Source organism: Enterobacter cloacae complex sp. I3 (genome assembly GCF_014896175.1).
GTDB lineage: Bacteria > Pseudomonadota > Gammaproteobacteria > Enterobacterales > Enterobacteriaceae > Enterobacter > Enterobacter bugandensis.
Genome location: NZ_JADBQZ010000019.1, coordinates 1 through 15,555, shown reverse-complemented (window position 1 = coordinate 15,555; position 15,555 = coordinate 1). Strand labels below are relative to the sequence as shown.

Genomic DNA, 15,555 nt, shown 5'->3' with positions numbered 1-15,555 from the left:
CCTTTTGCACTATGGTGCGCATGATAACGCCTTTTTGGGGTGTTTTAAAAGTTGGCACAGATTTCGCTTTATAAAAAATACATGGCAACAGCCAGTACCAACAGAAATTGAAGACCTCGTTACCACGACGACAATGACCAATCTGGAGAGTTAAGTATGTCCGCTGAACACGTTTTGACGATGCTGAACGAACATGAAGTGAAGTTTGTTGATCTGCGCTTCACCGATACCAAAGGTAAAGAACAGCACGTCACAATCCCTGCTCATCAGGTGAACGCCGAATTCTTTGAAGAAGGCAAAATGTTTGACGGCTCCTCCATTGGTGGCTGGAAAGGCATTAACGAATCCGACATGGTTCTGATGCCAGACGCAACCACTGCGGTCATTGATCCGTTCTTCGAAGAACCAACCCTGATCATCCGCTGCGACATCCTCGAGCCAGGCACGCTGCAGGGCTACGACCGCGACCCACGTTCTATCGCTAAACGCGCTGAAGAGTACCTGCGTTCCACCGGCATCGCGGACACCGTTCTGTTCGGGCCAGAGCCAGAGTTCTTCCTGTTCGACGACATCCGCTTCGGTGCCTCTATTTCTGGCTCCCACGTGGCTATTGACGACATCGAAGGCGCATGGAACTCTTCCACCAAATACGAAGGTGGTAACAAAGGTCACCGTCCTGGCGTGAAAGGCGGTTACTTCCCGGTTCCTCCGGTCGACTCTGCACAGGACATCCGTTCCACCATGTGTCTGGTAATGGAAGAGATGGGCCTGGTTGTTGAAGCGCACCACCACGAAGTGGCGACTGCGGGTCAGAACGAAGTGGCAACCCGCTTCAACACCATGACCAAAAAAGCGGACGAAATTCAGATCTACAAATACGTTGTGCACAACGTTGCGCACCGTTTCGGTAAAACCGCGACCTTCATGCCAAAACCAATGTTTGGCGACAACGGTTCCGGTATGCACTGCCACATGTCTCTGTCCAAGAACGGTACCAACCTGTTCTCTGGCGACAAATATGCCGGTCTGTCCGAGCAGGCGCTGTATTACATCGGTGGTGTTATCAAACACGCTAAAGCGATCAACGCCCTGGCGAACCCAACCACTAACTCCTACAAGCGTCTGGTCCCGGGCTACGAAGCGCCAGTTATGCTGGCCTACTCTGCGCGTAACCGTTCTGCTTCCATCCGTATCCCGGTGGTGGCGTCTCCAAAAGCGCGTCGTATCGAAGTGCGCTTCCCGGACCCAGCGGCTAACCCATACCTGTGCTTCGCAGCGCTGCTGATGGCCGGTCTGGACGGTATCAAGAACAAGATCCACCCAGGCGAAGCGATGGACAAAAACCTGTACGACCTGCCGCCAGAAGAAGCGAAAGAGATCCCACAGGTTGCTGGCTCTCTGGAAGAAGCCCTGCAGGCGCTGGATGCAGACCGCGAGTTCCTGACTGCGGGTGGCGTATTCACTGACGACGCTATCGATGCTTACATCGCCCTGCGTACTGAAGAGAACGACCGCGTGCGTATGACTCCGCATCCGGTTGAGTTCGAACTGTACTACAGCGTTTAATTTAGTTGTTTTACCCGGCGTCAAAAGCGCCGGGGGTAGTTGCCGTGGAAACTTTTAGCCCATCTCCGGATGGGCTTTTTTCTCCACCAACAACCTGATCTCACGCGCTTTTTACGCCGAAACCGCTATACTGCACTAAAACAGTGCAACGACTCCAGGAGACTGCTGAATGGCAACTGGCACGCTGCCCGATGCTGGGCAGATCCTCAATTCTTTGATTAACAGCATCCTGCTGGTCGACGACGAGCTGGCCGTCCATTACGCCAACCCGGCGGCGCAACAACTGCTCGCCCAGAGTTCACGCAAACTGTTTGGCACCCCGCTTCCTGAGTTGTTGAGCTATTTCTCGCTGAATATTGGCCTGATGCAGGAAAGTTTGCAGGCCGGTCAGGGGTTCACCGATAACGAAGTCACGCTGGTGATCGACGGGCGCTCACATATTCTTTCCCTTACCGCGCAACGTTTGCCGGAAGGACTGATCCTGCTGGAAATGGCGCCGATGGATAATCAGCGTCGCCTGAGCCAGGAGCAGCTTCAGCATGCGCAGCAAATTGCCGCCCGTGACCTGGTGCGCGGTCTGGCGCATGAAATCAAAAACCCGCTGGGTGGGTTACGCGGCGCGGCGCAGCTTCTGACCAAAGCCCTGCCCGACCCTGCGCTGGCGGAGTATACCAACGTCATCATTGAGCAGGCGGACCGCCTGCGTAACCTGGTCGATCGCCTGCTCGGGCCGCAGCAGCCGGGTATGCACGTTTCAGAAAGTATTCATAAAGTCGCTGAACGGGTGGTGAAGCTCGTCTCCATGGAGCTGCCGGAGAACGTCACGCTGGTGCGTGATTACGACCCAAGCCTGCCGGAACTGGCGCATGACCCGGACCAGATTGAGCAGGTTCTGCTGAATATTGTGCGCAATGCCCTGCAGGCGCTGGGGCCGGAAGGCGGTGAGATTATTTTACGCACCCGCACCGCCTTCCAGCTCACGCTGCACGGCGTGCGCTATCGTCTGGCGGCACGCATCGACGTTGAGGATAACGGGCCTGGCATTCCTTCTCATCTGCAGGACACCCTGTTCTACCCAATGGTAAGCGGGCGCGAAGGCGGTACGGGACTGGGCTTATCTATCGCCCGCAGCTTGATCGATCAGCACTCCGGAAAAATTGAATTTACCAGTTGGCCGGGACATACCGAGTTTTCGGTTTTCCTGCCAATTAAAAAATAAAGGTAACGTTTATGCAACGAGGGATAGTCTGGGTAGTCGATGACGATAGCTCCATCCGTTGGGTGCTTGAACGCGCGCTCACAGGGGCAGGTTTAAGCTGCACGACGTTTGAGAGCGGCAGCGAGGTGCTCGACGCACTCACCACCAAAACGCCGGACGTTCTGCTGTCGGATATTCGCATGCCGGGCATGGACGGACTGGCGCTGTTAAAGCAGATCAAACAGCGCCATCCTATGCTTCCGGTCATCATAATGACGGCTCATTCCGACCTGGATGCCGCGGTGAGCGCCTATCAGCAAGGGGCGTTCGATTACCTGCCCAAACCGTTTGATATCGACGAAGCGGTGGCGCTGGTTGAGCGCGCGATTAGCCACTACCAGGAGCAACAACAGCCGCGCCACGCACCCGATTTTGGGCCAACCACTGACATCATCGGCGAAGCGCCGGCGATGCAGGACGTGTTTCGCATTATTGGCCGTCTGTCCCGCTCGTCCATCAGCGTGTTGATTAACGGGGAATCGGGTACAGGTAAAGAGCTGGTGGCGCATGCGTTACATCGCCACAGCCCGCGGGCAAAAGCGCCGTTTATCGCCCTGAACATGGCGGCAATCCCGAAGGATTTGATTGAGTCCGAGCTGTTCGGCCACGAAAAAGGGGCGTTTACCGGCGCGAATACCATTCGCCAGGGGCGCTTTGAGCAGGCTGACGGCGGCACGCTGTTCCTGGACGAGATCGGCGATATGCCGCTGGACGTTCAAACTCGCCTGCTGCGCGTGCTGGCTGACGGGCAGTTTTACCGCGTGGGCGGCTATGCGCCGGTGAAGGTGGACGTGCGCATTATCGCCGCAACGCACCAGAACCTGGAGCTGCGCGTGCAGGAGGGCAAATTCCGTGAGGATTTATTCCATCGCCTGAACGTGATCCGCGTCCACCTGCCGCCGCTGCGCGAGCGTCGGGAAGATATCCCGCGCCTGGCGCGTCATTTCCTGCAGGTGGCAGCCCGCGAGCTGGGCGTGGAAGCCAAGCAGCTTCATCCGGAAACCGATGCCGCGCTCACCCGTCTGGCGTGGCCGGGCAACGTACGCCAGCTGGAAAACACCTGCCGCTGGCTGACCGTGATGGCCGCCGGCCAGGAAGTGTTGATTCAGGATCTCCCTGCCGAACTGTTTGAGGCCACCGCGCCCGAAAGCAGCACCGGGCACGCGCTGCCGGACAGCTGGGCAACGCTGCTGGCGCAGTGGGCCGACCGCGCGCTGCGTTCCGGTCATCAAAACCTGCTGTCTGAGGCTCAGCCAGAGATGGAGCGTACGCTGTTGACCACCGCGCTTCGTCATACGCAGGGCCATAAGCAGGAAGCCGCGCGCCTGCTGGGATGGGGACGTAATACCCTGACGCGCAAGCTGAAAGAGCTGGGAATGGAGTGATCGTACACCGCTGTGTAAAGGTTATTAATTGAGCGCAAATTGCCGTTATTTTGCGCTTTACTGTTCCGATGAGTTTTGTATGATCGTGCCCGGAAATTGGGGGAATCATCATGCTGGAATCATTAGTGACTTTACTGTCGAGCGGAGCAGCTGAAAGCCACACGCCGCAAACCGCTGTTGCTGCGGTATTATGTGCGGCGCTGGTTGGGCTGTTTAGCTAGCAGGTTGAAATGTAAAAGCCGGGTAGCGGCTTCGCCTTACCCGGCTTTGCGCCTTAAATCACCCGTGAAAACTGCTGCATACGCGCCTTCTGGCGCAGATACGCGTCAAAACACATGCAGATATTACGGATCAACAGACGCCCTTTCGGCGTGACCTCAATCGCGTTCTCCGACACATCCACCAGCCCGTCTTTCGCCAGCGGCGCAATCAGCTTCAGGTCTTCCGCAAAATATTCGCTGAATGTCAGATCCCACTGTGCTTCCACGTCGCTAAAGTCGAGACGGAAGTTGCAGATAAGCGCCTTAATCACATCACGACGAATGCAGTCGTCACGGGTCAGCGCGATGCCGCGCCATAGCGCGTTGCCGGTTGCATCAACCTGCTGGTAGTAGAGCTTCAGCTCTTTCTGGTTCTGCGCGTAGCTATCACCGATCATGCTGATGGCGGAGACACCCATGCCGAGCAGATCGGTATCGCCCTGAGTGGTGTAACCCTGGAAGTTGCGGTGCAGAACGCCGTCACGCTGGGCAATCGCCAGCTCGTCATCCGGACGGGCAAAGTGATCCATGCCGATAAATTGATAGCCGCTCTCCGTCAGAGAGGTGATAGTTTCCTGCAGGATATCCAGCTTCTGCTGGGCAGAAGGCAGATCGGCATCTTTGATTTTGCGCTGGGCGGCAAATAGCGTCGGCAGGTGCGCATAGTTAAAGACGCTCAGGCGGTCTGGGCTAAGTTCAGCCACGCGCTTCAGCGTGAAGGCGAAGCTCTCCGGCGTCTGCTTTGGCAGGCCGTAAATCAGGTCGATGTTGGTCGAGGTAAAGCCGATATCACGCGCGTGGTTGAGTAAGGCGAAGATAAATTCCTCGTCCTGCTCGCGGTTGACCAGACGCTGCACCTCTTTATTGAAATCCTGCACGCCCATGCTCAGACGATTAAAGCCTTCGGCGCGTAAGTGATCCAGTACATCCAGCTCAATTTCACGCGGATCGACTTCGATCGAGATTTCAGCGTCGTCGTTAAAATTGAAATTTCCGCGCAGCAGCGTCATCAGGCGGCTTATTTGCGCCTTATTGAGATACGTTGGCGTGCCGCCCCCCCAGTGAAGCTGGCTGACGTGACGACCTTTAAAAAGCGGCGCGCGGTGCACAATTTCCTGTTCGAGCGCATCGAGGTATTGGTCGGCTTTATGCTGCTGACGGGTCACGATTTTATTGCAGCCGCAGAAGTAGCAGAGCTTGTGGCAGAACGGAATATGGACGTAGAGCGACAGCGGACGCTCTGGATAGCGCGCGACGGCCTGCTGAAAATCCTCCTCGCCGAAGGCATCGGAGAACTCTAGCGCGGTGGGGTATGAGGTATAACGCGGCCCGGAATAGTTATACTTCTGGATTAGGGCCAAATCCCAGTCGATAGTTGGTGCTGACATGCTCACTCCTTCCGTTGGTGTCGCGTTCGTATACGGCGGCCCGTTCTGGCCCCATCGCGGGCCATCATTCGGGTGCGCAGCCACTTCTGTCGCCGCGACAACCGCCGTAGTTTAACGAATAACCACACCAGATAACATATAACCGGAAGGGTTATAAGCAGGACTATCGTGCCTGCCGGGTGCAAATGTTAGTTTCCACCTTTCAGAAGACGCATCATATCTTCCTGCTTTTCTTCTTCCTCTTCGTCGTCTTCGTCATCGTAAGACAGACCCAGCTTCTGCATTAGCTCATCAATGCGGTCCAGTTTGGCATCTACCCATGACTGCTCTTCGGCGGTCAGGGTTTCACCCTCTTCAAGACGTTCCAGCAGCGCGTCCAGGCGCTCATCGTTCTCCAGCATATCCAGCTCAGCCTGCGGTGAAAGCATAGGTTTCTCGCTCTTTGGTTTGTGCTGCTTAGTGACCGGGGTGTCTGTCACGCCCAGTGGAATGGGAGTTTTACTGCCGATACGAGGGTCTTTCTGCTGTTTGCCTTTTGCAGAGGCGCCCGCTGCACCAACGCCGTTGGCACGGCTACCCGCAGCATGACCGCGATGTTTTTTGTCGCGTTTGCGATCGCGCGCTTCCTGGTTCAGTTCTTCGCGCGTTTTGCGGCGTGCTTTTGCAGGGCGTTTCGCGCCCGCAGCGGAGGTTGGTTTTTTCATGATGTTTTATCTTAAAGTCGTTTTCTTCAGTATAGAATTGCGGCGAAATCTAGCAGAAAGCAAGCAAAGAAAAAAGGCGACAGAGCAATCTGTCGCCTTTTTTCCTGACTCACAACCCTTAACGGGTCAGACATTCCATGTTTACCAACAACACACCCTGTTTATCCTTTGGCTGATACCGTCCGTGTATGGTTCCATTTCCTGTTAAAACGCCTCCAGGCGCTGGTCGTCCTGACTATCCTGCGTCTTCGCCTCCTGGCGCTCCTGACCCTAATCCTTAAGTCGATTTCCTGTTGGCTTCCTCGCCTTGCCGCATACTTTACCTTGTTCCGTTAAACTAACAAGCAACGAAACGGTACAAATACGGATTTTCAGATAATTACCTGGAAATAAGATTATGATTTAAAACAGTTTGCATTTTTTGACGCCTGCGAATTCTCTGAAATCTCCCATAGCAACATTAGCCGATCTCTTACAGCCGTTTGGGCATTCGCCTGCAAGCCTCGTGCAATGAGAAAAGCCTTTTGCCCGCATTCGGGTATAATCCCTCCAGATTACGATTTTTGGAGACGACCACGTGACTACCTGGAACTACCAACAGACGCATTTTGTCACCAGTGCGCCCGATATTCGCCACCTGCCTTCTGATACCGGTATTGAAGTGGCATTTGCTGGCCGCTCCAATGCGGGGAAATCCAGCGCCCTGAATACGCTGACCAATCAGAAGAACCTGGCGCGTACCTCAAAAACACCTGGCCGTACCCAGCTGATTAACCTCTTTGAAGTGGCTGAAGGCAAACGCCTCGTAGACTTGCCGGGATACGGTTATGCGCAGGTGCCTGAAGAGATGAAGATCAAGTGGCAGCGTGCGCTGGGCGAATACCTGGAAAAACGCCTGTGCCTGAAAGGTCTGGTGGTGCTGATGGATATTCGCCATCCCCTGAAAGATCTGGATCAGCAGATGATCGACTGGGCGGTGGCAAGCGATATTGCCGTGCTGGTGCTGCTGACGAAAGCCGACAAGCTGGCAAGCGGCGCGCGTAAAGCGCAGGTGAATATGGTTCGCGAAGCGGTACTGGCCTTCAATGGCGATGTACAGGTTGAGCCTTTCTCTTCGCTGAAAAAACAGGGCGTGGACAAGCTGCGTCAGAAGCTCGACAGCTGGTTTAACGAGCTGGAACCCGCGACGGAAGCGGAAGAAGAGTAATACCGAGCGCGGCGATGTCCGCGCTTTTTTTTGCCCGAACTTTTCTTTGCCGCAATAAAAAACGCCCCAGTCATTACTGACTGGGGCGGCTAAAATATTCAGCCAAATCCGATTACGTGAAGTAAAAGGTCTGAAAGATAGAACATCTTACCTCTGTACCCTACGTCGATAACTCTACCCCTTTTTTTGCTGTAGAAAAAGCACTTTTTGTAATTTTTTTTCATTCTTTACATAGGGAATTCTAATGATCGTCACAAAACGCGCGTTGTTATGTTGCTAACTTACATAAAAAGCGCGTTATTCACAGAACCTTTAGTGAGCCTGATCCCAGTTTTCACCACTTCCTACTTCCACCAGCAACGGCACGTCCAGCGTCATGCTGCTTTCCATCAGTTCGTGGATCTTCTTCGACACGGCGTCGAGGTCGTCCTTGTGCACTTCAAATACCAGTTCATCGTGTACCTGCATGATCATTTTCACGCGCGGCTTCTCTTTCTCCAGCCAGGCATCAACAGCGATCATTGCGCGCTTGATGATGTCCGCTGCGGTACCCTGCATCGGGGCGTTGATCGCCGCACGCTCTGCGCCAGCGCGGCGCGCCGCGTTGCTGGATTTGATGTCCGGAAGATAGAGACGACGGCCATCCAGGGTTTCAACGTAACCTTTCTCTTTCGCCTGCGCGCGGGTGCGTTCCATATATTCCAGAACGCCCGGATAACGCTCGAAGTAAAGATCCATATACTTCTGCGACTCTTTGCGCGGAATGTTTAGCTGGCGTGAAAGGCCAAACGCGCTCATGCCGTAGATTAGACCGAAGTTGATCGCTTTTGCACTGCGGCGCTGTTCGTTGGTCACGTTGTCCAGCGGTAAACCAAAGACCTCCGCCGCGGTCGCCCGGTGGATGTCTTTTCCTTCCGCAAATGCCGTCAGCAGACCTTTATCGCGGGACAGGTGCGCCATAATGCGCAGTTCAATTTGCGAGTAGTCAGCCGAGACAATCAGGTAGTCATCAGGGGCTATAAAGGCCTGACGAATGCGGCGCCCTTCCTCATTACGCACCGGAATGTTCTGCAGGTTAGGATCGGTTGACGAGAGACGCCCGGTTGCCGCTACCGCCTGATGATACGACGTGTGCACACGGCCCGTTTTCGGGTTGATCATCAGCGGAAGTTTGTCCGTGTAGGTAGACTTCAGCTTCGCGAGACCACGGTACTGCAGAATCACTTTTGGCAGCGGGTAGTCCAGCGCCAGCTCTTCCAGCACCTCTTCAGAGGTTGACGGCGCGCCGCCAGGGGTTTTCTTCAGCGGCTTGATGCCCTGCTTTTCAAACAGAATGGTTTGCAGCTGCTTCGGTGAAGAGAGGTTAAACGGCTCGCCTGCAAGCTCATGCGCTTTCTGCTCGAGCTCGGTCAAACGCTGCGCGAGCTCGCCAGAGTGGTTATGCAGCACCGTTGGATCGATCTTAACGCCATTGCGTTCGATACGGGACAGCACGGGTACCAGCGGCATTTCAATATGCTGGAATACGTTCAGCGGACCTTCGTGCTTCTGCAGTTTCGGCCACATCTTCAGATGCAGTTGCAGCGTGACGTCGGCATCTTCCGCCGCGTAGCGCCCTGCTTCTTCAAGAGCAATCTGGTTAAAGGTGAGCTGATTTTTCCCTTTACCGGCAATCTCTTCAAAGGTAATGGTTTTGTGCTTGAGCCAGCGGTCAGATAAGGAATCCATATCATGGCGGCCCGCCACGCTGTCCAGAATGTAGGATTCGAGCATAGTGTCAAAGGCAATCCCGCGCAGCTCAATGCCGTAGTTCTGCAGAATGCCGCGGTCGTACTTGAGGTTTTGCCCGACCTTCAGCGCCTTTTCGTCTTCCAGAATCGGCTTCAGTAGCTCGAGCGCGCGCTCGCGGGAGATCTGCTCCGGCGCATCCAGGTAGTCGTGCGCCACGGGAACGTAGGCGGCAATACCCGGCTCTGTCGCAAAGGACAATCCCACCATATTGGCTGAGATGTTGTCGAGGCTGTCTGTTTCGGTGTCAAAGGCAAAGACCGGCGCTTTTTTCAGTTTCTCGATCCAGGCGATCAGCTGTGACTCTTCCAGAATGGTTTCGTAGTTGTCGAAGGAGAGCGCTGCGGCTTCTTCTTCCGCCTGATCTTCGGCATCAACGACAATCGTCTCTTTCGGCTTAGCAGCAGGTTTGGCCCCTTTTGCCTGCAGCCATTTACCGGCCTCCACGTCAGTGGTCCAGCGCTTGAATTCGTATTTCTTAAACAGGCTCAGCAGGTCGTCAGCGGAAGGCTGTTGCACTTCCAGCTGCTCACAGCCCAGCTCCAGTTCCACATCGGTTTTGATTGTTGCCAGCTTATAGGAGAGATAAGCCACCTCTTTGTTCTCTTCCAGCTTCCCGGCCATGGTTTTTGCGCCACGGAAGGAAAGTCCGGCGATTTTGTCTGGTTCAGCGTAGAGCGTGTCCAGACCACCCAGCCCCTGAAGCAGCGCCTGCGCGGTTTTTTCACCGACGCCAGGAACGCCAGGTATGTTATCCGAGGAGTCGCCCATCAACGCGAGGAAGTCGATAATCAGCTCTGGCGGCACGCCATACTTAGTGACTACTTCTTCTGGCCCCAGAATGGTGTTGGTCATGGTGTTGATCAGGGTAATACCTGGCGTCACCAGCTGCGCCATATCTTTATCACCGGTGCTGATCAGCACCGGACGGCCCATTTTTTCAGCTTCACGCGCCAGCGTACCGATGACGTCGTCAGCCTCCACGCCAGAGACGGCCAGCAGCGGCAGGCCCATTGCTTTCACCATGGCGTGCAGCGGCTCAATCTGCGCACGCAGATCGTCAGGCATTGGCGGACGATGGGATTTGTAATGTTCAAACAGTTCATCGCGGAAGGTTTTGCCTTTCGCATCAAAAACGACAGCCGCATGGGTGGGCTGATATTGAAGAATCAGGCTGCGCAGCATATTCAGCACGCCGTACATCGCGCCGGTAGGTTCCCCTGCGCTATTGGTCAGAGGAGGAAACGCATGGTACGCCCGATACAGGTAAGAAGAGCCGTCGACGAGAATAAGTGGGTTTTCTGGGATCTGAACCATAATGTCCGTGCCTTTAATCAATTTATGCGTAAAGGATGCCACAGAAGGATGAAAACATCAGTTATTCAGGTTCGATACAGGAAAAGATTTTGCGATCGTGAGGATCGCTCGCAAAATTCAAACTGTGGATAAGTTTGTGAATATTTTCACTTCAAATGAAAAACAGATACTAAAAGCAGACACGCGTTGAGAATAAATTATTACATATCATAATGTTAACAACTAACACTGCATGAAAATAGCCTGCTGATGGCAATTTAGTCTATGTGGATATAAGTCCTGATTAGCGCACAATAATAGAGAAATCTTCTGCTTCAGGGGAAAAGCCGTCTATTGACGATATGAAAGCGCCATAATTTTGTCACTTTTCTGATAAAATCAGCCCCCAGCGCCGTATCATCGGCCGGTCCATTAAAGTTAACCACCTGAAAAAGCTCATCATGTCGAGATTGCTCGCTGCAATAACATTACCGCTAAGCATCATTTTAACTATTCTGGTGACGATTGCGTGTTCTGTGCCAATCATTATCGCCGGGATCGTTAAACTGCTGCTGCCTGTGCCTGCGGTGTGGCGATCCGTCTCTGCGTTTTGTAATTTCATGATGTATTGCTGGTGTGAAGGGCTAGCGATCCTGCTGTGCCTGAATCCGCATCTGAAGTGGGATGTCGAAGGGCTGGAGAGCCTCAACAAAAAGAACTGGTACCTGCTGATTTGCAATCATCACAGCTGGGCGGACATTGTGGTGTTATGCGTGCTTTTTCGCAAACATATCCCGATGAACAAGTACTTCCTGAAGCAGCAGCTCGCCTGGGTGCCCTTTATCGGGCTGGCCTGCTGGGCGCTCGATATGCCGTTTATGAAACGCTATTCGCGCAGCTATCTGATTCGTCATCCGGAGCGTCGCGGTAAGGATGTGGAGACCACGCGCCTCTCCTGTGAAAAGTTTCGCGCACATCCAACGACCATCGTGAACTTTGTTGAAGGCTCACGGTTTACGGAAGATAAACGTCAACAAACACGCTCCCCTTATCAGAACCTGCTTCCGCCAAAGGCGGCGGGTATTGCGATGGCGCTTAACGTGCTGGGTGCACAGTTCGATAAACTTCTGAACGTTACGCTCTGCTATCCGGAAAATGACAGGACGCCATTCTTCGATATGCTAAGCGGCAAGCTGACGCGCATTGTTGTTCGGGTGAATTTAGTGCCGATCGATGCCGGTCTGCACGGTGACTACGTTAACGATAAGAATTTCAAACGTGGTTTCCAGCAGTGGCTTAATACGCTCTGGAAAGAGAAAGACGAACAGATAGACAGCATTAAATCTTCATACAAAAACGCCGGTCAGTGACCGGCGTTTTCATATCAACGAAATTACTTCTTCTCTACCAGGTATTTCACGGTATCAGCATACTGCTGTACGAAAATATCCATGCTGCTGGTGTCCATGCCCTGCATGTTCAGCTGATATTTGCCGTTAACAAACATCGCCGGAACGCCCTGAAGCTGCAGATCAGCGGCCGCTTTTTCCTGCTGAGCAACCAGAGATTTCACTACAAAGCTGTTCCACGCGGCGTCGTACTCTTCACCTTTCACACCGGCATCAACGAACACTTTGCGGATATCCGCAGTGGTCTGAACGGTCTGGGTTTTCTGTACGGCTTCGAACATTGGAGCAGTGATTTTATCTTCCACGCCCAGCGCCATCGCAACCGCCCACGCCTGAGTCAGGTCTTTACCCAACGGGCCCAGGAACTCAACGTGGTACTTGGTCATTTTGGTGCCTTCCGGCAGCTTCTTCTTCACGTTGTCAGAAACATGCAGCACCTCTTCGAATTGATAGCAGTGCGGGCAATAGAATGAGAAGAACTCCAGAACCTGTGGCTCGCCAGCAACCGGCTTTTCCAGCGTGATAAACTGTTTACCGTCGGTAAACTGCGCAGCAGAAGCGCTAAATGCCAGAATCATACCTGCCAGCGCCAGCCAAATTTTTTTCATGATTAACTCTCTCCTGGGTGTGTCCAATTAATACATCGGCGTTAATTGCAGAGGGGGTTCCTGAAGAACCTTAACCTGCTGAGTGAATGTAGATATCTGGCTGCGCCAGTAATCTTCTCCGGTAAGCCACGGGAAATTACGAGGAAATGCGGGGTCGTCCCAACGCCTGATTAACCATGCGAGATAATAAACAAAACGCATCGCACGTAAAGGCTCAATCAGGGCAATTTCGTCTGAATTAAACGGGCTAAATTCTTCATAGGCTTCAATAATCGTTTCAAGCTGCATGCGCTGCTCGGCTTTGTCGCCATTGAGTAGCATCCACAGATCCTGAACCGCTGGTCCCATGCGCGCATCGTCGAGATCGACAAACAGCGGTCCATCGCGCCAGAGAATATTTCCGGCATGACAATCGCCATGCAGGCGCAGAACGGAAATATCATCACGCCAGCAGGTTTTCACCGCAGCAATAAGCTTATCGGTGGCGTTGAGGAAATCATCCTTTAACGCAGCGGGGATCAGCGCAGACGTTTCGAATATCTGACGTGGTTCGGTGAGATATTCATGAATCCCAATCGTTGGTCGGGCAGTGAACGCTGTTTTACGTCCCGTCTGATGAATGCGTCCCAGATAGCGAGCAACCCACTCCATCTGATCGATATTATCCGCTTCAAACTGGCGGCCACCCAGACTGGGGAATACGGCGTAGTAAAACCCTTCATGCGTGAGCAGCGTTTGGTTATTGAACTTTATCGGCGCGGCAACGGGGACGTCATCAACCAGCAGATCGTGAGCAAACTGGTGCTCCTCCTGAATTTGCTGTGCAGACCAACGTTCAGGGCGATAGAACTTTACGACGAAGCGCTGACGATCCTCGTCCTGAAATTGATAGACGCGGTTTTCGTAGCTGTTTAACGGAGTTAGCCCGGAATCCACACGAATACCCTGTTCAAACAGGGCATCCATAATGGTATCCGGGTGTAGTGTCTGGAAAGTAAAAGCCTGGTCGTTCATCCGATCATCCGAAATTATACGAATGATTCAGGATATCATCTTGTAGCGATTTCGGTGGCTCCGCTTACAAGCTTTTACTCTTTAATTACGCCTCGGGCGCGCAGCAATGCAGTTTTAAAATCTTCCTCATAATCCTTCTGAATACCAGGAATAACAGCATCTTTGGCTGAGTCGCGCATTTTGAGGTGGTAGATCAGGATGTCGTCAGAAAGGTCTGCCAGATCGCCGTCAAAACCTGACTCTTTTGCCAGTTTCTGTAAGAATTGCATCAGATTCAGCTCTGGCTCTTTTTGCCAGGCTGGCTGGAGGAGTTCAATGACTTCATTCAGACGTTTACATTTCATGGTGGTGCTCCTTTCATTTAGAGTGACACGTTAGCAGGGTCAATCCCACAATAAAAGAGGCGATATTCGTGAATCTTAGCCTGGAAATCACTGGGGTCGTTCTGGCAGGCGGTAGAGCTACGCGGATGGGCGGGGAAGATAAAGGACTACAGCTCCTGAAAGGCAAGCCCTTATGGCAGCATGTCGCTGATACGCTTGTCGATCAGGTATCGGCAATGGCGCTGAGCGCAAATCGCCATATCGATATTTACCAGCGCAGCGGGTTTCCCGTTTATCAGGATAATCTCGCAGATTTTCCGGGGCCGCTGGCAGGTATACTTTCGGTGATGCAGCAGTCTCAGGGAGAGTGGTTTATCTTTTGTTCGTGTGATACGCCATTTATACCCACCTGCCTGGTGGAACGGATGGTGCAACAGCGAGGTGATTCACCCGTGGTCTGGGTGCATGACGGCGAGCGCGACCACCCAACTATCGCGCTCATTAACCGATCCTTGATTCCTGCTATGAGCGACTATCTGGCTTCCGGAGAGCGAAGAGTGATGGTGTTTATGCGTAAGGTCGGCGGACATGCTGTTGATTTTAGCGACATGAAAACATCGTTCGTGAATGTGAACACAATAGAAGATTTACAGGCCATGCAGGAGAAGAGATGAACGCTGTTTTAGCCATTTCAGCCTGGAGTGGGACAGGAAAAACCACGTTGCTGAAAAAACTGATACCCGCTCTGTGCGCCCGCGGTATTCGTCCTGGCTTGATTAAGCATACTCACCATAATATGGATGTCGATAAGCCGGGCAAAGATAGCTATGAACTGCGCAAAGCGGGTGCCGCGCAGACAATGGTAGCAAGCAACCAGCGTTGGGCATTGATGACAGAAACGCCGGATGAGGCACCGCTGGATCTCGCGTATCTGGTGAGCCGGATGGATCACTCCACGCTGGATCTGGTGCTGGTTGAGGGATTTAAGCATGAGGCCGTGCCTAAGATCCTGCTGTTCAGAAGTGATGCCGGGCATGACATCAGCGAGTTAACGCTGGATGAGCATGTCATTGCGGTGGCCAGCGATGTTGCTCTCGATATAGAAGTTCCGGTGCTGGATTTAAATGATGAGGATGGGATTGCTGAGTTTATTGTGAAGTGGTGTGCGGTCTGACTTGCCGGGTGGCGGCTTCGCCTTACCCGGCCTACGATTTGTGCAGCGCAGAAACGCAAAAAGGCCATCCTTCCGGATGGCCTCTTCACTTATTTGATGCCTGGCAGTTCCCTACTCTCACATGGGGAGACCCCACACTACCATCGGCGCTACGGCGTTTCACTTCTGAGTTCGG

The 15,555-nt window shown here is 53.3% G+C and carries 14 protein-coding genes; 8 read left to right on the top strand and 6 right to left on the bottom strand.

Annotated elements, in window-relative coordinates; all coding sequences use genetic code 11:
• Positions 1-156 precede the first annotated feature (156 nt).
• The 4 genes from glnA (at position 157) to IM271_RS15625 (ending at position 4,430) form a co-directional block, all read left to right on the top strand.
• On the top strand, positions 157-1,566 hold the full coding sequence (gene glnA, locus IM271_RS15640; protein WP_008501856.1) for a glutamate--ammonia ligase: 1,410 nt from the start codon (positions 157-159) through the stop codon (positions 1,564-1,566).
• Between the two features lie 169 nt (positions 1,567-1,735).
• Complete coding sequence (gene glnL / locus IM271_RS15635) at positions 1,736-2,785, top strand: nitrogen regulation protein NR(II) (protein ID WP_014172250.1); 1,050 nt, start codon at positions 1,736-1,738, stop codon at positions 2,783-2,785.
• A gap of 11 nt (positions 2,786-2,796) precedes the next feature.
• The gene (gene glnG / locus IM271_RS15630) at positions 2,797-4,209 is read left to right on the top strand and encodes a nitrogen regulation protein NR(I) (protein WP_028014893.1); all 1,413 of its coding nucleotides are present in this window, start codon (positions 2,797-2,799) and stop codon (positions 4,207-4,209) included.
• Positions 4,210-4,319: 110 nt separating this feature from the next.
• Positions 4,320-4,430 (top strand): YshB family small membrane protein, encoded by a 111-nt coding sequence (locus tag IM271_RS15625; RefSeq protein ID WP_017382667.1) that lies wholly within the window; start codon positions 4,320-4,322, stop codon positions 4,428-4,430.
• Positions 4,431-4,483: 53 nt separating this feature from the next.
• Here the strand turns inward: IM271_RS15625 and hemN are convergent, their stop codons facing one another.
• Together hemN and yihI are read right to left on the bottom strand one after the other, a co-directional pair.
• A complete protein-coding gene (gene hemN / locus IM271_RS15620; protein WP_192972055.1) occupies positions 4,484-5,857 on the bottom strand; it encodes an oxygen-independent coproporphyrinogen III oxidase in 1,374 nt (457 codons plus the stop codon).
• A 188-nt stretch (positions 5,858-6,045) separates the two neighbouring features.
• On the bottom strand, positions 6,046-6,561 hold the full coding sequence (yihI, locus tag IM271_RS15615) for a Der GTPase-activating protein YihI (protein WP_049001354.1): 516 nt from the start codon (positions 6,559-6,561) through the stop codon (positions 6,046-6,048).
• A 577-nt stretch (positions 6,562-7,138) separates the two neighbouring features.
• Here yihI and yihA point away from each other — a divergent pair.
• Positions 7,139-7,768, top strand: a complete 630-nt coding sequence (gene yihA / locus IM271_RS15610; RefSeq protein ID WP_045630625.1) for a ribosome biogenesis GTP-binding protein YihA/YsxC — start codon at positions 7,139-7,141, stop codon at positions 7,766-7,768.
• Positions 7,769-8,080: 312 nt separating this feature from the next.
• On the opposite strand, the gene polA is transcribed toward yihA, so the two are convergent.
• Positions 8,081-10,873, bottom strand: coding sequence for a DNA polymerase I (gene polA, locus IM271_RS15605; protein WP_163333554.1), 2,793 nt, complete (start codon positions 10,871-10,873; stop codon positions 8,081-8,083).
• A 440-nt stretch (positions 10,874-11,313) separates the two neighbouring features.
• Between polA and IM271_RS15600 the strand changes: the two genes are divergently transcribed.
• On the top strand, positions 11,314-12,222 hold the full coding sequence (locus tag IM271_RS15600; RefSeq protein WP_192972054.1) for an acyltransferase: 909 nt from the start codon (positions 11,314-11,316) through the stop codon (positions 12,220-12,222).
• Positions 12,223-12,245: 23 nt separating this feature from the next.
• Here IM271_RS15600 and dsbA read toward each other — a convergent pair whose 3' ends face one another.
• The 3 genes from dsbA to IM271_RS15585 form a co-directional block, all read right to left on the bottom strand.
• Positions 12,246-12,869, bottom strand: coding sequence for a thiol:disulfide interchange protein DsbA (dsbA, locus tag IM271_RS15595; RefSeq protein WP_028014899.1), 624 nt, complete (start codon positions 12,867-12,869; stop codon positions 12,246-12,248).
• Between the two features lie 27 nt (positions 12,870-12,896).
• A complete protein-coding gene (locus IM271_RS15590; RefSeq protein ID WP_047366771.1) occupies positions 12,897-13,883 on the bottom strand; it encodes a serine/threonine protein kinase in 987 nt (328 codons plus the stop codon).
• 74 nt (positions 13,884-13,957) lie between these two features.
• Positions 13,958-14,227 carry a YihD family protein gene (locus IM271_RS15585; RefSeq protein WP_008501866.1) on the bottom strand — a complete coding sequence of 90 codons (270 nt, stop codon included), beginning with the start codon at positions 14,225-14,227 and terminating at the stop codon, positions 13,958-13,960.
• Positions 14,228-14,295: 68 nt separating this feature from the next.
• Here IM271_RS15585 and mobA point away from each other — a divergent pair, with 68 nt between their 5' ends.
• Together mobA and mobB are read left to right on the top strand one after the other, a co-directional pair.
• The gene (gene mobA, locus IM271_RS15580; protein ID WP_192972053.1) at positions 14,296-14,880 is read left to right on the top strand and encodes a molybdenum cofactor guanylyltransferase MobA; all 585 of its coding nucleotides are present in this window, start codon (positions 14,296-14,298) and stop codon (positions 14,878-14,880) included.
• Positions 14,877-15,380 carry a molybdopterin-guanine dinucleotide biosynthesis protein MobB gene (mobB, locus tag IM271_RS15575; RefSeq protein WP_182034732.1) on the top strand — a complete coding sequence of 168 codons (504 nt, stop codon included), beginning with the start codon at positions 14,877-14,879 and terminating at the stop codon, positions 15,378-15,380. The genes mobA and mobB overlap by 4 nt, the downstream gene beginning before the upstream one ends.
• The last annotated feature ends 175 nt before the right edge of the window (positions 15,381-15,555 follow it).